This window comes from Desulfoprunum sp. (assembly GCF_053613775.1).
The window spans coordinates 648650-669791 of the sequence record NZ_JBSHXH010000004.1 but is presented as its reverse complement, the minus strand read 5'-3'; the positions used below and the strand labels follow the sequence as shown (position 1 = coordinate 669791).

16 protein-coding genes are annotated in these 21142 nt (G+C 53.5%); 10 read left to right on the top strand and 6 right to left on the bottom strand.

Annotation, left to right across the window (positions count from 1 at the left end; translation table 11 throughout):
* The first annotated feature begins 9 nt into the window (after positions 1 to 9).
* The 4 genes from ACWGKN_RS07055 to ACWGKN_RS07040 all read left to right on the top strand — a co-directional run bounded on the left by ACWGKN_RS07055 (position 10) and on the right by ACWGKN_RS07040 (position 5220).
* Entirely contained in the window at positions 10 to 387 is a 378-nt protein-coding gene (locus ACWGKN_RS07055) for a hypothetical protein (RefSeq protein ID WP_452094936.1), read from the top strand.
* Positions 388 to 882: 495 nt separating this feature from the next.
* Positions 883 to 2166, top strand: coding sequence for a glycosyltransferase family 2 protein (locus ACWGKN_RS07050; protein WP_452094935.1), 1284 nt, complete (start codon positions 883 to 885; stop codon positions 2164 to 2166).
* Entirely contained in the window at positions 2166 to 4403 is a 2238-nt protein-coding gene (locus ACWGKN_RS07045; protein WP_452094934.1) for a hypothetical protein, read from the top strand. Before ACWGKN_RS07050 ends, ACWGKN_RS07045 begins: the two co-directional genes overlap by 1 nt.
* 31 nt (positions 4404 to 4434) lie before the next feature.
* Entirely contained in the window at positions 4435 to 5220 is a 786-nt protein-coding gene (locus ACWGKN_RS07040; protein WP_452094933.1) for a class I SAM-dependent methyltransferase, read from the top strand.
* Between the two features lie 119 nt (positions 5221 to 5339).
* On the opposite strand, the gene ACWGKN_RS07035 is transcribed toward ACWGKN_RS07040, so the two are convergent.
* From ACWGKN_RS07035 to ACWGKN_RS07015, 5 genes are all read right to left on the bottom strand, one after another.
* Positions 5340 to 6326 carry a calcium-binding protein gene (locus ACWGKN_RS07035; RefSeq protein ID WP_424254102.1) on the bottom strand — a complete coding sequence of 329 codons (987 nt, stop codon included), beginning with the start codon at positions 6324 to 6326 and terminating at the stop codon, positions 5340 to 5342.
* The gene (locus tag ACWGKN_RS07030; protein WP_424254100.1) at positions 6320 to 6487 is read right to left on the bottom strand and encodes a hypothetical protein; all 168 of its coding nucleotides are present in this window, start codon (positions 6485 to 6487) and stop codon (positions 6320 to 6322) included. The genes ACWGKN_RS07035 and ACWGKN_RS07030 overlap by 7 nt, the downstream gene beginning before the upstream one ends.
* Positions 6488 to 7018: 531 nt before the next feature.
* The gene (locus ACWGKN_RS07025; protein ID WP_452094932.1) at positions 7019 to 8260 is read right to left on the bottom strand and encodes a calcium-binding protein; all 1242 of its coding nucleotides are present in this window, start codon (positions 8258 to 8260) and stop codon (positions 7019 to 7021) included.
* A 504-nt stretch (positions 8261 to 8764) separates the two neighbouring features.
* Positions 8765 to 8947, bottom strand: coding sequence for a hypothetical protein (locus tag ACWGKN_RS07020; protein WP_424254096.1), 183 nt, complete (start codon positions 8945 to 8947; stop codon positions 8765 to 8767).
* A 159-nt stretch (positions 8948 to 9106) separates the two neighbouring features.
* Positions 9107 to 10741 (bottom strand): calcium-binding protein, encoded by a 1635-nt coding sequence (locus ACWGKN_RS07015; protein ID WP_424254094.1) that lies wholly within the window; start codon positions 10739 to 10741, stop codon positions 9107 to 9109.
* Between the two features lie 542 nt (positions 10742 to 11283).
* Here ACWGKN_RS07015 and ACWGKN_RS07010 point away from each other — a divergent pair.
* Positions 11284 to 12972 (top strand): glycosyltransferase family 4 protein, encoded by a 1689-nt coding sequence (locus tag ACWGKN_RS07010; RefSeq protein WP_452094931.1) that lies wholly within the window; start codon positions 11284 to 11286, stop codon positions 12970 to 12972.
* Positions 12973 to 13469: 497 nt separating this feature from the next.
* Here the strand turns inward: ACWGKN_RS07010 and ACWGKN_RS07005 are convergent, their stop codons facing one another.
* A complete protein-coding gene (locus tag ACWGKN_RS07005; protein ID WP_452094930.1) occupies positions 13470 to 13766 on the bottom strand; it encodes a hypothetical protein in 297 nt (98 codons plus the stop codon).
* A gap of 48 nt (positions 13767 to 13814) precedes the next feature.
* Here ACWGKN_RS07005 and ACWGKN_RS07000 point away from each other — a divergent pair, with 48 nt between their 5' ends.
* The 5 genes from ACWGKN_RS07000 to ACWGKN_RS06980 all read left to right on the top strand — a co-directional run bounded on the left by ACWGKN_RS07000 (position 13815) and on the right by ACWGKN_RS06980 (position 20954).
* Positions 13815 to 16139, top strand: a complete 2325-nt coding sequence (locus tag ACWGKN_RS07000) for a peptidase domain-containing ABC transporter (RefSeq protein ID WP_424254087.1) — start codon at positions 13815 to 13817, stop codon at positions 16137 to 16139.
* Between the two features lies 1 nt (position 16140).
* Positions 16141 to 17496 carry an HlyD family type I secretion periplasmic adaptor subunit gene (locus tag ACWGKN_RS06995; RefSeq protein WP_424254085.1) on the top strand — a complete coding sequence of 452 codons (1356 nt, stop codon included), beginning with the start codon at positions 16141 to 16143 and terminating at the stop codon, positions 17494 to 17496.
* A 497-nt stretch (positions 17497 to 17993) separates the two neighbouring features.
* Complete coding sequence (locus ACWGKN_RS06990; RefSeq protein ID WP_424254083.1) at positions 17994 to 18335, top strand: hypothetical protein; 342 nt, start codon at positions 17994 to 17996, stop codon at positions 18333 to 18335.
* Between the two features lie 13 nt (positions 18336 to 18348).
* A complete protein-coding gene (locus ACWGKN_RS06985) occupies positions 18349 to 19326 on the top strand; it encodes an adhesin (protein WP_452094929.1) in 978 nt (325 codons plus the stop codon).
* Positions 19327 to 20066: 740 nt separating this feature from the next.
* Positions 20067 to 20954: a hypothetical protein gene (locus ACWGKN_RS06980; protein ID WP_452094928.1), complete on the top strand. Its 888-nt coding sequence runs from the start codon at positions 20067 to 20069 to the stop codon at positions 20952 to 20954.
* The last annotated feature ends 188 nt before the right edge of the window (positions 20955 to 21142 follow it).

The following is a 21142-nucleotide window of genomic DNA, read 5'->3' as shown; positions in this document are numbered from 1 at the left end:
GGAACAACCATGGCTAAAATGAATTCGAGAATATCTGCATTGGTCTTATGTTTTGTGTGTTTGATGGTTTTATCAACGGCTGGAACGTCTCATGCCGAAGTAATATGTCAGGTGAAAATCGAATCTGTTTATATGTCCACACCTACGACCACTCATACTGGCGTCCTGGCATTGTTAAGAAACACTACAGGGGCGACAATACCTGCAACTGACTGGGCCAACAACACCACGAGAGCCTTCTACGTTTCCAAATCACTTGGCAACCAAGGTCTGGCGCTTCTTCTTACATCTTTGAGCAATAAGACAAAAATTATAGTTAACATTTCGGGGACAGCGGTCAATGGTTCATTGCTTCAGTTTATCGCGGCAACCCAGGTTCCTCAATAATATCATGGAAGTGATTCCGATTATCCAATAGACTGTCGAGAACACATCCGTCAATATACTTTGTTCTTCAGCAGATAATTGTGGATGCAGCCTTTGCAGTATCGCCAGAGAGATCCTGGCGCGTTTTTGAAATCGAACACGAATTTGTGGAAGAGATGAGCTACGAATGACTCACCTCAACCACCTGTTTTCCTCCGTTCCAGGTGAAGATAGGGATTCTTTTGTTGGATCTTTTCTTCTCACATCTTCACATGAGGAATGCACCCGTATGGACTTGCAGTGCTAACGGATAATCATTTCCTCCATTTTGCGCTGACATGCAGACCAACACAATCGGGATGCTCCATGTGGTTCATCTTTTACCATAATATGGCCGGCGGGAAACAAACTCGAACTATATCTTTGGTTTGAGTCATGACGTTGAGAATAATCTCCATACCCCGGATTCACTTATCATAGGCGGTAAGCGTCGGAATCTGTCGCGGGAATGAATTGATGGGATTGCGCGAATATTTTTACCAATTAATTGCCAAGAGCATTCGGTTGTATGTGCGACCGGGCGACACCATGGCGTTGGTCTGCAGCAGTTCCGATTTATTGCCGGCCATGTTCCCCGAGAGCAGCGTATGGGATTCCGGAGTACCTGACACCGACAGTACAGTTGATTATGTCGTGGTGAGCGGCTGCATCCATTACGAGCGCGACATCCAATCGTTTTTGCAGCAATTGCGTAATCATTGCACTTCGTCGACACGGGTCATCATCACCTATTACAGTTCACTCTGGCGTCCGTTGCTGAACCTGGCCACAAGACTGAACCTGCGTATCAAAACCCCGGAACAGAATTGGCTGGCACCGGAAGACATTGAGAATTTTGTACGGTTGTCGGGATATGAACCGGTCAGGACAGATAATAGAATCTTATGCCCGGTTTACATCCCCCTGGTCAGTGCCATATTGAATCGGTTTGTTGCCCCGTTGCCGTTGTTCAGAAGTCTGAGCATGCTGAATATTCTGACAGTTCGGCCACTGCCGGACGCTGGAACGCCGTCGGCTCAGCCTTCCGTTTCTGTTATCGTCCCGGCGCGCAATGAAGCGGGCAACATCGAGAATGCCGTCAAACGTCTGCCGGCCATGGGGCCGGATGATGAGTTGATATTCGTCGAAGGGAATTCAACAGATAACACCTGGCAGATGATCCAGGAAATAAAGAGACGATACGGTTCAACCCGGAATATTCTCATTGCGCAGCAATCTGGAAAAGGAAAGGGGGACGCTGTGAGGAAGGGGTTTTCCCTGGCGACCCGGGATGTTCTTATGATCCTCGATGCTGATCTGACTGTTCCGCCGGAAGATCTTCCCAAATTTTATGATGCGATTGTTCGCGGCCATGGCGAATTCATCAATGGCAGCCGCCTGGTGTATCCCATGGAAGGTCAGGCCATGCGCTTTTTGAACATGGTCGGCAATAAATTCTTTGCTGTGGCTTTTTCTTTTGTTCTGGGCCAGCGATTCCGTGACACCCTCTGTGGAACCAAGGTACTTTCCCGCGACCATTATGAGAAACTCGCCAAACACCGCAAGTATTTTGGGGAGTTCGATCCTTTCGGCGATTTTGATCTGTTATTCGGTGCCGCCCGGCTGGGATTGAAAATAGTTGAAGTCCCTATCTGCTATCGAGATCGGGTATACGGGACCACTAATATTTCGCGTTGGCGTCATGGCTTGATCCTGCTGAAGATGTTGCTCTTTGCCGCACTGCGTATTCGGTTCATTTGATGAAATATCAGAAGTTACAAGATGGCATAATGGAGAACGAGTCACCACGTGATCAATTGATCACGTTGCTTCCACATATTGTAGTAATCGTATGGCTTATATTTCTTGGTATTTCCTTGTGGTTGCATGCTTCAGACAGTCAGCAGCCACCGATTTATGATTCCTTGACCTACTTCCAGAAGGGAAAAGCCTTCTGGGAAAATATTGAGCATGGGATATGGGTCAATCCTCTAAATATTCAGCCGACAGTGCGTCCCCCAGGAACCATCCTGATGTCCTTCCCTGTTGGCTTTTCAGCTGATTTCCACGGTTTTCACTTCCGCTCCATTTTTTTTCCAATCGTCTGTGTGGTTATGGCCGTCTACATGACGATTGGCTTGTCCCGGGCCCTGACAGCGGGTTGGGGAGTGGCGGGTGTGGCGCTGCTCTTTTCTTCCCTGCCAATGTTCTACCATTTTGAAAGGGTGGAGAAATCATTCAGTCCCGGGCATTGGGGGATGGTCGATACTTTCCAGGCAGGAGTTGCCGCCTTGGCAGCAGCAGCTTTTATGAGAAGCCTGAGCAAGGGGTCGCAACGTTGGCTAAGCCTGGGGGGCGTACTGGCTTCCTTTACACTCTTGATCAAACCGTCGGGGCTCATGGTCATGGCCCTCTTGGGAGTGTCATGGTTTATGCTGGCTATGTGGGCATGGTGGACAGCCCTTCGGAACCCTAGCGAGACATTCGAACTGCGTCGCTATTTGATATATGGTGCTCTCCAACTGGTGATTATCTTTACATCCTTTGTCATTATTTGCGTATCGTCGGAATATTTCTCCCCAGCAAATTTTGAATATGCCAAGCAGGCAATGGTAATAATGAAAGATGTACTGAGCAGGCCTTTAACTCGATATCCAGTGTTCATTCACCGGAGCATCGGCGAAGTGGTCATCATTTGGGCCATGGCAATTATTTCAATCTACGGGGCCAGTCGGTATTGTCGCAGTGATCTGCATGAACAACACGACTCACCAAAAATACCTGTCTTGTTGACAATGGCCTGTCTGGTTTGGGTCGGTGGTGTGTGGTACTGGTTGGTTGTGCAGGTGGGTGGCAATCAAATCAGGTATTTTTTCCCTTTTGCGTTGATCGGGTTCATCTACCTTGTTCCCATAGCTATAAAGGTCTGGCAGTATGCGAAAGTTCGAACCAGAACAGTGATTATGGTGATTTGTTTCTTGCCGGCAGTGAATTTGGCCGGCATTTTGATGCAGAAAAACCCTCCTATTCCCTGGCAAATGGCTATGGGAGTAAATGTCTCTATAGGGACGTTACGCATGGAAGAGGATCAGGCCCATGAATTTTTGGCAAAAATACGTGAAACTGGCAAGAATGCAGTAGTTTATGCGTTCCAGTCAGGGATTGCCGCAACAACAATTGCGAGTGTTGGTCAATATGAAGCGACCGTAAGACCTGATTTCCCGACCTTTTTGTCGAGAGGACAGATAAGTTGGACAGATGGATTTGTGACGCGTCTTAGTGGTTTATTATCCTCTGAATATATCCTTTTCCGTCCTGTAAAAGATGACGATGCAAGGCAAACAATCCTCCAGATTCAGGCCATTGACAGCTTCGAGCTGGAGAATCGGGTTTTTGAAGCATGGCTCAGTGGATTGACAGAGAAAAACGGTGTTAAAGTCGTTTCAGAATCTCGTGTGCGGCTATTGGAAATCATAGATGGTGTGCAGCTTAAGCGCGACGTTGAAAAGTTTGTTGCCGCTCGTTCCTGGCATGCGGCTTTCAACAAGGAGAATCCCCACCGTTATTGGAGGGCTTCCGAGGCAGCATCTTATATTCGGACAGCTTTAGAAGAAGAAATTCGGTTCGGCGACTTGTATAAGCTCCATGCGCTGATGATAAAGCACGAAGCAGATGGGCTGAAAATAGAGATATGGTGGGAGGAACTGAAGCCCGATGAGAACAACAGCCGGCGATTCATGTTTTTTCACTTAATAGACGCTCAAGGAAAAATATTTCATAATCAGCAGGTTGAATTGAATTATGAAATTACCCACCCGGATCGGAGATGGCGATATGATACCATCACCTTTCCGTACCCTATCGATCCGAAAATAGTATCCCTGGCCTTTGGCATATCCCACCCAAACCGTCAAATCGGGTTTCTGGCGGTTGGCAAAGATTCAATAAAGTGGAGCGGACGTCGTCGGATAATCGTGCCGGTGACCGCCGCCAGATAGCTGGGTTCAAACTGCGTTGAGTCAAACTGTGATGGAAAATCAGGCATTCGAACAGGATCTCGTTGCGACATTGAGAAACCGCGAGGCACTGTTCACCAAGCCCAACCTGCTGTACTGGTATGACAGGCTGTACGAACGATTGTTCGGCGATCCGCAGTCGGCCTCCGAATTGCGGATTCTGGAGATCGGCAGCGGGATGTCGCCGCTGAAGCATTTCTATCCGACGGTCATCACCAGTGATATCATGCCGCTGGATCACGTCGATTATGTTTTCGATGCCCATCGGATCGATCGCGTCACGGAGATCGCGCCGTCAAGCCTGGACGTGATCACCCTGACGAATGTGCTGCACCACCTGCGGGACCCGATCGTCTTCCTGCTGAAGGCCCGGGGCAGACTCCGGCCCGGCGGACGGATCATCCTGGTCGAGCCGTACTATTCCCGGTTATCGAGGCAGATCTACACCCGCCTGCATCACGAACCCTCGGATTTCAGCATACAATCCCCGCGGCTGCCGGCTGTGGCCGGCCCGCTGTCCACGGCCAACATGGCCATACCCTACCTGATCTTCTGCAGCGGCAGGGGATGGGAACACGAACTGCGGCGAAATTATCGATGGGATCAATCCCAGATGTTTTATTATACCGCGCTTGCCTATATGATGACCGGCGGTGTAGCCCGGAAGATTCCGCTGCCGTCCTGGTTCTACAACATGATGTTCACGGTCGACAGTCGGCTGGCCGATCGCTTCCCCGCCCTGGTGGCGAGCTTTTTCTGTCTCACGCTGAAGGTCGGGGATGAAGGGCCGGCTGTTTGAACGCCGCACCTCGGCATGGCGGGTTGCGGCGATTATCCTGTGGATCTGAACGAGGGCGGGACTGAACAGGCCGACCTTCCCCGTCGAAAAGACGGGGAAGGTCGGTGTTTCGCACTAGATCAGGCGATGATGGTGAAATCTTCAGCGTAAAGATTGTCTTCTGAGACGTGGAAATTGACGGTAGCGAACTTGACCGGGGCATAAGCTCCGCCACTGCCGTCCTGGTCATAGTAGAGCGAATTGCTGTCCGTATAGTAAAGAAAATAATCGTCTGAACCTACCGGCATTCCGGAATTGGACTTCCAGAAGTTGGCGTCGGAAAGGGTGCCTGTATAGCTGCCCAGGACGGTAAAGATATCCCTGTCGAGATATATCTTATCCCCTTCCGCCCAATAGAAATCTGTGATGACATCCACATTGGCCGGTCCCAAAGGAGTATCGAAGACAAATTTGTCCGCATTGTCGCCGCCGGTGAGTGTGTCGTTGCCCATGCCGCCATAAAGCATGTCGTCATTGGCCCCTCCATTGAGGATGTCGTCGCCGGTATCCCCCCGGAGGAAGTCGTTCCCCGTGCCGCCGTCGAGGGAATCGTTGCCAATGGGGCCGAAGGGGGAGTCGTCGCCGCCCCCGCCGTAAAGGGTGTCGTCGCCGTCCCAGCCGTGGAGGAAGTTGTCCACACCGTTGCCGGTTATGGCGTTGTTGAGACTATTGCCGTGGCCACTGATGGGAGCGGCGCCGGTCAGGATCAACACTTCGAGGTTCGGTCCCAGCGCGAATGTGACCGACGAATTGACCGTGTCATAGCCGCCGGTGACGCTTTCTTCGGTGACGGTGTCGCCTGTGGAGTTGACAAAGTAGAGGTCGTCGCCGTTCCCCCCGTTCATCGCGTCATCGCCATCCTGTCCATCCAGGTAGTCATTGCCGCCACCGCCGTAGAGGATGTCGTTGCCAATTTCGCCGTAGAGGATGTCGTTGCCGCCACCGCCGTAGAGGGAGTCGTTGCCGATTCCGGCGAAGAGGGAGTTGTCGGCATCATTGCCGGTTATGGTATTGTCGAGCGTGTTGCCGAAGCCATTGATGGGGGCAGTGCCGGTCAGGATCAACACCTCGAGGTTCGTTCCCAGGGTATAGGTGATCGACGAATTAACCGTATCATAGCCGGCGGTGCCGCCACCAGGGTGTCGTTGCCGACATACCCGTACAGAATGTCATCTGCCGCGGTGTCGGTCAAATAATCGTCGTCCCCGGTACCATGAATCAGTGCCATTACCTCTCCTCTCCTTTTTTGTTATTGGAAATCACGCCAAACCTGCCTTCCGGCATCGATGCGAAGATGTATTTTCTTCCGGGTGGAGATGGGGGGAAGTAATACTCTGCGGGACCGGTAGCCGCCGGCCGCGGAATCTACTCTGTTTTACTTGAGTTGGAAATGGAATATCCGGCTGGCGTGACTCAATCAGATTCATTGAGGCCCTGAGCCTGAGCTCTGCCCGAGGCGGGGGATGGCAAAGCAGACGGCGGCGATCGTATCGATGGGATCGGTCCCGGATATTTTGTTCTACCGCTCCGGCTTATACGATGACCGTCGACAGCCGGCTGGCCGAACGCTTCCCTGTCCTGGTGGCAGGCTTTTTCCGTCTCACTCTCAAGATCGGAGATGAAGGGGCGGCAGTTTGATCACCGCGCCACGGCATGCCGGGTTGCGGCGACTGCGCCCAGCGGGGGGTGAAGAGGTGAGGAACGGCAGGGGCAGCCTTCCCCGCCGAAAAGACGGGGAAGGCTGGTGTTTCGTTCTTGATCAGGTGATAACGACAAAATCATTATTAATAATATCGTCATCGGCACTGAGGATATTGACGGTGGCGAACTTGATTGGGGCATAGGCTCCGCCGCTGCCGTCCCTGTCGTAATAGAGCGAATTGTTGTTCGTGTTGTAGAGGATGTAGTCGTTGCTGTCAGCCGCTGTTCCGGTGGCCGATTTTCTGAAATTATCGCTGGAAAGGTATCCGGTATATCCTAGGCTGGTAAAGATATCGTTATCGAGATATATCTGGTCGTTTTCATTCCAATCGAAATCGGAAATTGTATCTATGTTGGTCGCTCCAAGGGTGGTGTTGAATACAAAGAGATCCGCATTGTCTCCGCCATAGAGGGTATCGTTGCCTGTTCCGCCGTTGAGGTAATCGTTGCCTGTCGCACCGGAGAGGTAATCGTTACCGGATTCACCCGAGAGGGTATCATTGCCTGACTGGCCAAAGAGGTGATCGTTGCCCACCTGTCCATTCAGGTAATCGTTGCCGCCTCCACCGAAGAGGTAATCGTTGCCGTTTCTACCGTCGATGTAGTTGTAGGCATCGTTGCCGACAATGGTGTTGTTGAGGGCATTGCCGGTGCCACCGATGGAGGCCGTGCCGGTCAGGTTCAACCTCTCGAGGTTCGCTCCCAGGGTGAAGGATACCTTCGAGTTGACCGTATCATAGCCGCCGGTGGCGCTGTCTTCGGTAACAATATCCAAGGTGGAGTTGACGCCGTAGGTGTCGTTGCCGTTCCCCCCGTACATGAGGTCGTCGCCGGCCTGTCCGTACAGATAGTCGTTGCCGTTGTCGCCACCGAGGAAATCATTGCCGATATTGCCGTAAAGGGTGTCGTTGCCCCCGCCTCCACGGATCGAGTCGTTACCGCCGTAGCCATAGAACAGGTCGTTGCCGATGTTGCCGATGATGATGTTGTTGAGCATGTTGCCGTAACCGACCGCATTGGCGGTGCCTGAAAAAACCAGGTTTTCAATCCAGTCTCCCAGGATGTGTTTGGTGGTTGTGGTATATACCGTATCAAATGTCCCGTCCGTCGAGGATTCCTCCAGGGTGACATCGGCGGGGTTGTTGACGAAATACGTGTCGTTGCCGGCTCCGCCGACCATGGTGTCGATGCCGAACCCGCCGTCGAGGATATCGTTGCCCGGGCCACCGTAGAGGGTATCATTGCCCGCGTTTCCAAGCAGGGTGTCATTGCCGGCATATCCCCACAAAGTGTCATTCAACGCTCCACCAACTAATTTATCATCGCCCGCGGTACCATACAAAATCGCCATAATCTTTTGTTCCCTTGTTTTGTTATTAAAATCGAGCAGGCCCTGTCGTCAAACTATAGTGGACCCCAAATTCCAGACAGTAGTTTAAGCTGTACGCCATCATAAAAAAAGAGCAACGATGAGCGAAACGAATAAGAGAGAGTTCCATATCCCTGAATTCAAGGCGAGAGCAGGCCTGAAATTTTCAACCGCGATCAAGCCCGATGTTGTGTGCCGGACCGCAAGTGGAGGTGGGGCGGTACTTGTGGATAAATTTCCGCGCGCAGCGGAGGATTGTCCTGTGGAGCATAGCGGAACAGGGCAATCCTCCACCGCAACGGCAACCACTCGAGCAAAGACAGCACCGGAGCAGCGCCGCCCAGCTGCGAATAAGGTCGAATGTACAGTTTAACCTCTGTCGTTATTTGTCTTGACTCAGGGGGCCTACCTTAAAACACTGCGGGAACTGCAGGATCAGGCGATAACGGCAAAATCTGTAGCAATGATGCAGATTTGCGATGTCCATGCGAAGGTGGCGAAAGCGATCTTCCCGTGCACTCCACCGCTGCTGTCGGCGTCGTGAGAGAGGGTCTTGTTGCTGGTGCTGCAGAGGACGTAGTTGTTGCTTTCCGCTGCCGATCCGGTGGTTTCCGCCAACTTGGTCTGGTTTTTTCGGTGTATCGCCTTCAGTTCAGGCGGGGTTGAATCGATGCGCAGGGAGGAGAAAAAAAACGCGGCTGGAACGAAAAGGCGAATGCAAAATTGAGGAAGTCTCCCCCGGCTTCATGACAGGGAAGGCTTCCTCAGCTTGCGTAATTAGGCTATTACGTAAAAATCGGTATTGTCAATTGTAGGTTTATTGGACAATGTGGCGAACATGACGGCTGACGCCGTGCCGCTGCCGTCGGGATCGTAATAGAGGTTGCCCGAACTCTGCCAATAGATGATGTGGTCGGTACTGTCAACCTGACCCCAATTTGTTACAGATTTAAAATCAGTCGCACTTAACGTCCCGGTATACCCGAGGCTGGTAAACACATCGTTATCCAATCGAATTAAATCGCCGTCTGCAGTGCTGAAATCAGCGATGTTATCCTTGTTGCTTGCCGCGTTCAAAGCGGTATCAAAGATGAAATAATCATCACCGGCTCCACCGTACAAGGCGTCATTGCCATACTGGCCATGAATGTCGTCATAAGAGTTCCCGCCGATGAGGGTGTCGTTGCCGGATCCGCCATACAGTTTGTCGTAACCGTCATTGCCGTGCAGATAGTTGGCTGCAGAGTTTCCTACCATGGTATTGCCCAGCGTGTTGCCGTAGCCGGCGTAGACAGTCCCAGTAAGTGTCAGGTTTTCGACGTTGCCGCCCAACGTAAGCCCGCTGATGTAGCTGTACACAATATCAGTGCCTTCGCCGGTGTATTCAACGACCAGGTCAGTGCTTGAATCCACATAATAGGTATCGTTGCCGGCCCCACCGTACATGTTGTCGTTGCCCGATCCGCCATTGAGGGTGTCGTTGCCCGTCGAACCGGAAAGGTAATCATTACCCGACTCACCAAAGAGGTAATCGTTGCCGTCGCCACCATGGAGGGAGTCGTTATCTGTCCAACCATACAGGTAGTCATTACCTGCTTCCCCATAGAGGTAGTCGGTGCCCTCTGCGCCATCGAGGGTGTCATTGCCGGTTCCCCCGTAGATAAAATTGGTAGCACTGTTGCCTGTGATATAGTTGTCGAGGGCATTGCCGGTGCCACTGATGGCGGTGGTGCCGGTCAGGTTCAACCTCTCGAGGTTCGCTCCCAGGGTGAAGGATACCTTCGAATTGACCGTATCATAGCCGCCGGTGGCGCTGTCTTCGGTAACGGTATCCAAGGTGGAGTTGACACCGTAGGTGTCGTTGCCGTTGCCGCCGTTCATGGCGTCGTTGCCGGACTGTCCGTACAGGGAGTCGTTGCCTTCGCCGCCGTTGAGGGTATCATTGCCGATGCTTCCGTAGAGGGTGTCGTTGCCATTGCCGCCTAGGATGCCGTCGTCGCCGCCGTAGCCGTAGAAGAGGTCGTTGCCGATGTTGCCGACAATGACGTTGTTGAGGATGTTGCCGTAGCCGAGGGCATCGGCGGTGCCGAGAAAGACCAAACCCTCAATCCAATCCCCCAGGATGTGCTTGGTGGTTGTGGTCCAAACTACATCAGCTGTTCCGTATGTGGAGTATTCTTCCTTGGTGACATCGGCGGGGTTGTTGACAACATACCAGTCGTTGCCGGCCCCGCCGACCATGGTGTCGATGCCGAACCCGCCGTCGAGGATATCATTGCCCGGCCCGCCGTCGAGGGTGTCGTTGCCCGCCCCCCCATCCATGTCGTCATCACCGGCATACCCGTACAGGGTGTCATCAGCCGCGGTGCCGTCCAGTATGTCATTGCCCGTGCTGCCATAAATGATTGCCATAATCTGTCCCTCCTCTTTTTGTCATTGAAATCAGACGCGACCTGTCGTTCTACCTTGATGCGATGATTGCAATTGAAATGTACCAGCAAACAAATGGCCCCCTCTGACCTCATGGAGATTGCCTGGTTTGAATGAAATGAATGAAATGAATGGAATGGTGATATCCGGAGAATGAATCGTTGCACCGGATATCCCCGACTTTGTCTCTACCAGCCGTAGTACGAGAGAGAACGAGCCTCCATGGCAGTCGGATATGCAATGCCGATGTTCCGACCCTCTGCCGGCGTCTGTTCGCGGGGCCCTGTCTGTATCGAAGTGATAATGATCGCAAGCAAATACGTTGTATACTATATTATCTTATAGATGCAGTTCAAGTTGTCAATAACATTCTGTAAAGCGGTCGGAAGAATCGCCGGCCGCGAGATCCTCCCGTATTCATTGAAACTCTGTGGACCCATGCGGTATGGTAACCTGGAGTGGAGAAATATAGGCCTGCGACCTGCGGCCGAACCCCAAAATCAATCTTTAGCGCCAGGGATGCGATGAACACGACTGCTGCCGTTTATTACGAAGAAGACGCCTATGGCACCGCGGGAAAACGCCTGTTGGGACGTCAGGCTGCAGGCGAGGGATTCTTGCGAGGGCTTGTCCGTTCCGGCAAAGCGGAGCCGCTGTTCTGCTGTGCCAGGACCAGAAAAATATTTGACGCCTTCTGCCGGCAGGTGACCCCATGGTCCGCTACGCCGCGAAAAATCGTCTGGCTGCCCGCCCACGATCTTCCCGGCCTCGCCAGGGCCGGCACACTGTACCGGCCCGATCCCAACATCGGCGAACTGGCGTGGCAGCGCCGGTTTCATGACCAGCGGGCATACAGTCTGTGCGGGGTCACCCATACCATCGCCGGCAAACAGATGCAGCAGATGATCGGAGATTTGATGCTGAGTCCTGTCCAGCCCTGGGATGCGGTGATCTGCGCCTCGAAAGCCGTTAAGCAGGCGTACGAGAAAATACTCGAGGACTGGGGGGGGTACCTCGAGCAGCGGATCGGCACTAGACCGGTGAACCCGGTGCAGCTCCCCGTCATTCCCCTGGGCATCGACTGTGGTTCATTCCCCCAGGGCGAGCAGGCCGATCAAGTGCGCGCCGCCTTTCGAAGGAGGATGGGGATTGCCCCGGAGGACATTGTCGTGTTCTTCATGGGACGGTTGATCTTTTACGGCAAGGCCCATCCGGTGCCGATGTATCAGGCGCTGGAACGGGCCGCCCGGGTCAGCGGCAGGCGGATACACCTGATTCAGGCCGGATGGTTTGAAAACAAGCAGGAAGAAGAGGCCTTCCTGAAGTCTCCGGCAGATTTCTGTCCCAGCGTCAACTGCCTTTTTCTCGATGGACGGCGACCGGAGGTGCGTTATGGCCTGTGGCCGGCCGCAGACATCTTCGTCTCGCTTTCCGACAACATCCAGGAGACCTTCGGCCTCACCCCGATCGAGGCGATGGCCAATGGATTGCCGGTGGTGCTTGCCGATTGGAATGGCTACCGGGAGTTGATGCACGATGGAGTGGAAGGATTCAAGATTCCGGTGACGATGCCTTCGCCGGGCGCCGGCCGGGACCTGGCGGAAGACTACTTGATCAACCGCTCGAATTACAGCGCCTATATCGCCCATCCGTGCATGGCGACTGCCGTGGATATCGAGGCCTGCGCCCATGCCTTCGTCACCCTGATAGAGCAGCCGGATCTGCGGAAGAAGATGGGGGAGGCCGGCAGGCAGCGGGCCAGGAACGTGTACGATTGGAACAACATCATCCCGGCCTACGAAAGGCTGTGGGAAAATCTTGCCGAACTGCGGCAGGGGATGGACGAGGTGGTCCCCGGTCCGGCGGGATCCGCCCCGCATCCGCTGTGTCAGGATCCTTTTGCCATGTTTTCGCATTACACCTCGTTGCATCTCCATGAACAATCACTGTTTGTGCTCAGCCCGAACTGCACGCCGGCATTGCGCCAGGCGCTGGCGGCCGACTGGATGACGCAGTACGGGGGCAACAAGCGGCTGCCTGTCGCTGCCGTTGATCAACTGCTGGTGCTCCTCAGTCCTTCCGAGCCGGTTTCGGCCCGCACCCTGCTCGAGCAACTGGCCCAGAGGCAGGGTGTCGTTCCCTCCAACGCCCATTTTTTTCGAACCCTCGGATATCTGCTGAAATTCGATCTGATCCGGAACGTTTTAAAGTGAGTCTCCTGCAAAAAGAACAGATGCAGGATCTGGCATTTCGACTCGCTCCTGTCATATCGACTCGCTCCTGTCATATCGACTCGCTCCTGTCATATCGACTCGCTCCTGTCATATCGACTTGCTCCTGTCATTTCGACCGGAGGGAGAAATCCCATCGTCTTGAAAACCGAGATTTCTCGCTATCGCTCGAAATGACACCATAAATTATCTCGTCCAGGCGAAATGCGAGTAAGACGTACTGTGTGATTTTGTTGTTTTGCAACAGGTTCAAGAAAAAGTGATCAAGGCCATGGCCAGGCAGCATCACAATACACCTTTGTTGATGCATTGAACCCGGGGGGAGTATGTAAACCGGAAAAACAACCACGCCAGGGGGATTCAAATCACGGAACAGGGCGATTTCTCTGGAATTGAAGTGAATGGTTCTGCTATGGTAGCGCGTGTCGTCTGTTTTCTGGCCAATGCAATCCGGATTCAGACGATGTATCGCCTGAATTTTACAGGGTTCTGCGGTCATTAAAGTTTAGGGCTCGGACCAGGCTGCTCATCTCTTTCGAGAACGGTTTTTTGTGGAAACTCAAGGTAAAATGGCAAGTCAACCAAGCGAGGATGGGTCCGAACACCAGAGCGGCCTGCTGGGCTGTTGCCGCCATCTGGCACTTCGGACCGGCCAGGATGGATTTCACGAGCGGCTTGCTTTGCTGACCGAAAAACCAGGCCCCGATGGCAGGAAGCAAACACTCGAAAGTATAATAAAAGTTGCCAGAACCGAAGGGCTGCAGACCATAGTTCACCGTCCTGAACCGGCACATCTGACAAGACTCGTCCCGGTATTGCCCGTAATGACGGAATTGCGGGACGGTCGCTGGCTGGTCATCACAGGCATTGAAACAGGTGGAGACGGCAAAATACTCGGCATCCATCTCGCGGAACCTCAGTCGTCCGGAAATCTCCGTAACATCAAGGTTTCTTTCAAGGATTTCGTTTCTGCCTCGACCGGCGCCATTCTCTATTTCGAGAAAATCAATACCGCGCTCGTCTGTTTTTCCATCATCGCCGGCGAACACAAGATCGAGATAACCAGGGATCGTCTCCTCCACGAGTACAACCTGGGTCTTGATGAAATCCCGACGGTCAAGCTCCTGCGGATCGCGAAGGACCTCGGTCTCAAATCCAGGCTGCTGAACCTGCAATGGGATGGCCTCCTCAACCTGAAGAAGGCCTATCCGGCGATCGCCAAACTGCGAAACGGCCGGCATATGATCCTGGTCGGCATCACCCACGGACATGGCGACCTGCAGCAGGAAACGATGATTGCCTGCTACGATCCTTTGGCGGGCAGCGGCGGCGGCCATCTGCGCCTGACCCGCGAGGAGTTCGAGGCCGTCTGGAGCGGTGAAATCTACCTCTTCAAACGTACCTACAAACTCAGCGACGAAACCCAGCCGTTCAGCCTGCGCTGGTTCATTCCCGAGATCCTGCGGCAGAAGCTGACATTTGTCGATATCGGTCTGGCTGTGCTGTTCATCAATGCCATTGCCCTGGTCACCCCGATTTTTTTTCAGATCGTCATCGATAAGGTGCTGGTGAACCAGGCGTTCACCACACTGCACGTTTTGGGGTTCGGCATGACGGTCGCCCTGGCGGTCAATGCCGGACTTGATTTTCTTCGTGATTATCTGCTGCTCCATGCCTCAAACAAGATCGACCTGCGGGTCACGGGCAAGACGTTTCGGCATATGCTGCAACTGCCCCTCGATTTTTTCGAACACGTCGCCGCCGGTGTGCTGACCCAGCACATGCAGCAGACCGCGAAAATCCGGGAATTCCTCACCGGCAGCGTCTTCCTCACCATCCTCGAGGCCACTTCACTCTTCGTCTTTCTTCCCTTTCTGTTTATCTACAGCATGCCCCTCACCGGTATCGTCCTGGTTTTCACCTCCCTTATCGCCCTGGTGATTGCGGTCCTCATGTCCCCGTTCAAGCGACGTCTCAACGCCCTGTACAATGCCGAAGGAAATCGGCAGGCAATGCTGGTCGAGACGATAAACGGCATGGCGACCGTCAAATCCATGGCCATCGAGCCGCTCCTCCGCAAACAGTGGGAGGACAAGGTCGCCAGGGCCGTCAGCATGCAGTTCCGGGTCGGCAAGATTTCCATCACGGCAAAATCGCTGACCAAATTTCTCGAGCGACTGATGACGATCATCCTGGTCTGGCTGGGGGCCAGTCAGGTGTTTAACGGCGTTATGACCGTCGGCGCGCTGATTGCCTTCCAGATGCTGGCAGGCCGGGTGACCTCGCCGCTGGTGCGGCTGGTCGGCCTGGTGCACCAGTACCAGGAGGCGGCTCTCTCCGTCGAAAAACTCGGTCTGGTGATGAATGCCAGGCAGGAGTGGGGGGCCGACCGGCATGGCGCCCGCCCGTCGCTCAGGGGCAACATTGTCTTTGATCGGGTGACGTTTCGGTATGCCCCGGATCTTCCCAATGTTCTCAAGGACATAAGTCTTACTATTCCTACGGGGACAACCCTGGGGGTGGTCGGCCCCAGCGGTTCGGGCAAAACCACCCTGACACGCCTGCTGCAGAAGGTGTGTTTTCCCTCCAGCGGCACGATCAGGATCAACGACTGCTACCTGAACGAGCTCGATACGGCGCACCTGCGCCGTAACATGGGCGTTGTGCTGCAGGAGAATTTTTTATTCAACGTTTCGGTGGCGGACAACATCCGGGCCGGCCAGTCGATCGCCTCGCGCGAACAGATCATCCACGCAGCGCTGCTGGCCGGGGCCGATGAATTCATCGTCAACCTGCCGCAAGGCTATGACACGATGCTGGAGGAGGGAGCGAAAAATCTATCCGGCGGTCAGCGCCAGAGACTTGCAATTGCCAGGGCTCTGCTGACCCGCCCCGAAATCCTGATTTTTGACGAGGCCACCAGTTCACTGGACCCGGAAAGCGAACGGATTGTCAGGGAAAATCTGGCGCAAATCGCCAAAAATCGCACTGTGATCATCGTGTCGCACCGCTTGTCGATGCTCAAAGATGCTGACAGTATCATTGTCCTGCAGCAGGGTGAACTCGTAGGCAGCGGCAATCATGACCACCTGCTTCAGCAATGCGCACTGTATCGTACACTATGGCGCCAGCAGATGGAATTGACCTGAAATGAGAGATTCAAAAGATTCTCAAGAAATACTGGAATACCAGCCAGATGCCGTCGAGATCGAAGATAAGCCGGTACCCGGCAAAATTCGTTGGGTGCTGTATCTGATCATGTTTTCCCTGGTCATCACCGTGGTGGGATCGGTGGTGTTCAAAGTGGACAGAATCGTGGTGGCCCAGGGCAGGTTGATCACGACCACGCCGACCATCGTTGTCCAGCCCCTGAGCACCTCCATTGTTCGGACCATCAATACCCGTGTCGGCGACGTTGTCGAGAAAGACCAGGTTCTCGTCACCCTCGATGCCACCTTTGCCAGCGCCGATCTGGATCAGCTCAGTAAACAAAGCCTGGCTCTGGACGTCCAATTGCGGCGCATCAAGGCGGAATTGGCAAATCTGCCCTTCTCGGCCCAGCCCGGGGAAGGGGAGGAGGGCAGGTTGCAGGAACAGCTGTTGAAGCAGAGGAAGGTCATCCTGGCGCGGAGCAAACGGACGATTGATGACAAAATCGCCGCGCTCCATGCCAAAATCGACATGATCAGAGTACAGCTTCAGGGGCAGGAACAGCAGGTCAAACTGCTGCGGGATATCGAGGGGACCACGGCCAAACTTCCTCGGAACGACCCCGATTACCGGCTCAGGCTGCTCGATGCCCAGAAAGCCCGATACCAGACGGCAAACGCTATCGAGAACCTCAAGGCTGAGGAACAGGTGGCGATCAATGAGTTGAAGCAGGCACAGTCGGATTGGCAGCGATTTGTCGAGGAACGCAACGGCGAGTTGATGGAGAAGGAGGTGCAGTTGCGAAACGAGTGGGAAAAGGTCCGCGAGGAGATTCTCAAGGCCAGAAGAGTGCATGAACTGGTATCTCTGCGGGCGCCACAGAAGGCCATCGTCCTCAAGATGGCGGAGCGTTCGATCGGCTCAATTATCCAGCAGGCCGAGCCCTTTATCACGCTTGTCCCTTTCAACAGCAACATCGAGGTCGAGGTCGATATCGGTTCCAAGGATATCGGCAGGATCCGCACAGGCGATTCGGTCCGGATAAAGCTGGATGCCTTTCCCTTTCAGCGGCATGATACCTTGCCCGGGAAGGTCAGGGTCATCAGCGAGGATTCCTTCCAGCGCAACAATCAGGATATCATGGGGCGGACTCCGTCTGAACGGGTGCCCGCAGATGATTTCTACCGTGCCCGGATCACCCTGCTCTCAACTCAGCTGCGCAATGCGCCGGAGGGGTTTCGCCTGCTGCCTGGAATGAAGGTCAGGGCAGAGATAAAAGTCGGCCGGCGCAGCGTCATCTCGTATTTCCTCTACCCGGTGATCAGGGCTCTTGATGAGAGCCTGCGCGAACCGTAATGAATGTTAACCTCCAGGATTTGATACCTGAAGGTGTCCATTTTGATCTTCAGGAAGAGCCTGTTTCCCTTTTGATAACAGGCTCTGTCTGAAAGTCTTCGTCCAACATAGAGCAATAGCCGCCAATATGACATTTCAAATCCAGGAAGTTACACAAATGTACGCTTTAGTCGGATGAACCGGATTTAAGACCTGGTCATGCCAGATTGTACTTCTCAGCAAACAAAGACTATGGGCCGTAATTGGACATTGCTGCATCTCCCGCTCAATGGACTTAAATACATATCCGACCCATCTTGATGAAGAACTAAGCGGAGCGCCCGGTATATTCATCCTCTGGTCACGATTGACCTGCCGCATCGCCTCGGTCACACCGTCCTGTCCAAGACGAGCGCTCAGCCCCTGATTTTGTTTTGCCGATATCGACAAGAAACGGTACTGCACCTTCATGTATTCCTCAGGTCTCCTTGGAGAAGCCCGGGCCAAGACGGGGGAAAATGTTTCTTGATCCGGAAACCAACGAGAGATTGACTATGGGCCTCAATTGGTATATCAACCGCGAAAATGGGAGGAAGATGTTCGCCGAGGTCTGGGGGGGCACCGGGGCGCCAAGCAGAATCAACCGTCGTCTCTCGGGGCGGACGAAATCGGCTGCCGGAATTGTCGGATACTACGGGGACGGCTTGATGTTCAAGACCGGTTTCAAAGGACTGAAGCGAGATAACGGCAGTGCCGGAACCCAGGGCGGTATTTCAGGGTTCATACTATGTCACCGTGTTGATGCGGATGGCGACTTGAGACTTTTAGAGGGGATTTCAATATACAGCAATTATGGGTGATAAGCAGAATCGTTTGCGCGTGGTTCCTCCCTGTTTTCTCATCTTCTCTGTTGTCATGGTGCTGGGAGGCTGCGGCACGCTCACCGGTCTGCCTGGTCATGGGGGTGGCAAGCGGTTTGCCGTGGAGCAGGAACTGGTTGCCGCCGCCACAAGAGGCGCGATCAAGCAGATCGATCTCTCGACGATTCGAGGGAAAAAGGTCAACCTCTTCGTCAATGCCATCGGTGATACCGGTGCCGGCAACATGACCGGCGGGCGTTTCTCGATCGTCTCACAACTGCGAGGTGACTACGTCCAGTCCCCGGTAACCACCGAGACCTCGAATTTTCCCCGTTACACCGCAACAAATACGACGAAATCCACCACCACCTCGGAATCGTTCGCCACCACATCCACTGCGACCACTTCCAGTGAGACGGAGACCAGTACGCTGTTGCCCTATCCCGAATCGAAAACCACCGAACAGGAGGGGAGCGGCGGTATTGTCCAGGGCGGCGTGAAGTATGAAGGCTTGGGGGCCTACCTGAATTCCACGGAAATACCTTCCGACGACCTGCAGTATCTTTCCGCGCTGCTCCAGACTTATCTGTATCTGAAGGATGTCTACGTCGTGCCGCCATCCGAGGCCGAGATCGATGTCTATATCACCGTCGATGTCTTCGGCACGGTCCGCACCAGAGTGGAATGGTTTCTGGCCAACAACGAGATCCTCCGGGCCAAGACCTCGTTCGAGGTGCTGGCTGTCGACAGCCTCACCGGCCGTCTGGTGATGCCGCCGGCTGCAGCAAGCGCCGAGGCCGAATACAACGAGCAGTTTATTCTTTGGGCCGGGCCGATCATCATTAAAAAAACCCTGACCAAATCCGAGCCCCTCCTCAGTGATTTTACCGATGTTCGAGAGCAGAAAGAAGTGGTTGACTCTGCCGCACAAAACGAACCCATCCCTTATCCTTTCCGTTATCAAATGAAGAAATGGTTCGAAAATAAATAGGAAAAAATGGTAGTATTCCGAACGATTTTTTTTTGCCCCTTGATTGCATTTCACCCCATCATCCGGCAAGATCTGGAATCGGTTATCATAATCATTGTGGCTGACAAGCGCGAGCCACCCACCCCGGCCAATTTTCGTGATCAGCGCTGCAGGTTATTGCAATTATCAAATTATCATGCGGGCTGTGTCGGATCTTTCTCCTTATCACTCTAACTTAACAGAGCTTTTCTCATGTATGGCCTTTCTCCCGTGACCACAAAACAGTTGCATGCAGGATGGATTTTTCTTTTCATCTGTTTTTTATTCTCACCATCCGCCTCGGATGCCAGGTTTGTTCCTGATGTCCGAATCGAACACTCGCCCCCAACGGCACTGGTGCAAGGTCAAAGAGTTCATCTCAACGCCCGCGTTGCCAGTCCGAAAATTTGACTGAGGTCCGTTGCTATTTCAAATACGAAGCCGCTAATCCCTATCTGTTTGTCAAGATGACACAAACCGAACAGGGATTCGAATGTTGGCTTCCGGTTCCGGCAAACCATGTCAATCAGATCGAATATGTCTTCGTGGCTGTGGATTCTCAGACACAGGTTGTGAGATCAAGCGTTTTTTATGCCTCTACAACTGGGCCTCCAAAAAATCGTGTCAAGCCCTTCGTCCTTCAAAAGGAAATCGTCACTGTAAAAACCGAACTACCAATCTCTAAACAATCCGCCGCCACTTTTGCATAAACCGATCAACCGGTGTACTCGATCGTTTCTGCGAGCAAACAGTACGGCACCCAGGCCGGAATTTATGATTCGGCCCAAGAGACGGGATATCGATACGGTTTGATCGGCGGCCTGGCCTTTGGCCTGAACGCTCAATATCTTTCTCCGACCCTGGGTTACCAGTCCTTCGCCGCCGCCGCGTCATCCGAGGTGCAGGTGCTGTTCGAGCAGGAGGTTATTGCGACAAATTACCCGGATATCGACGGGGCCAATTGGTCCGGCTACTTTTATGTCATCGATAATAGCGGCAATCTTCTCAGCGCTAAAAGTCCCTTGACGGCAACCGTCTATCATGACGGCAACGGCAACGTGAGCATCGCGATTTCAACCCATCAATGCCCGGGCCAGGACTATTTCAGCCACGGCGATATTGATACATCCGGTTTTATCCATATTTACGACGATTGCGATGACGAGTTATGGACAACGTATTCGCTGACCGCCACATCCACCCATATCCAGATCATGGATTTCACCGACCCTCCGTATTATAAGACACTCAACGTCGTCGACCTTACCCGGACGACCACCCCCCCCCCGCTCGCAGCCCCTGTCCTGGTTTCGCCGGTGGATGGCACCACCACAAATCCACAGGAAACGGTGCTCCGTTGGAACGCTGTAGATTCGGCGGTGAATTACCAGGTCCGACTGGGCAGCACCTGCAACGCCGGGACGGTGTACGCGACTCCGTCGCCACAGTACACTCTGACCAAACTCGTACCAGATAGCGTAACATACTGGCAGGTAAGGGGCCAGAACGTCTATGCGCAATGGGGGCAATGGAGCCCCTGCTGGAGTTTCACCGCTGTTCGCCCCTGTCTCTCCTGCCCTGTCATCAATTTATTGCTGTTTGAAGAGTAAAAACCTGTTCGGATTACGTTCGCCTCAGGTGTCGGCTCGAATGCGTGATCAAGCCCTCTACTTCACCCATCTTCACTGACGATGAATACAATTCGCCGGAATGTTTTCAATGCACTGTTCTTCCTGACCAGTGCCAGATACCGGAAAATTAAAAATTCCGGTATCTTTGATCAGGATTATTATTACGA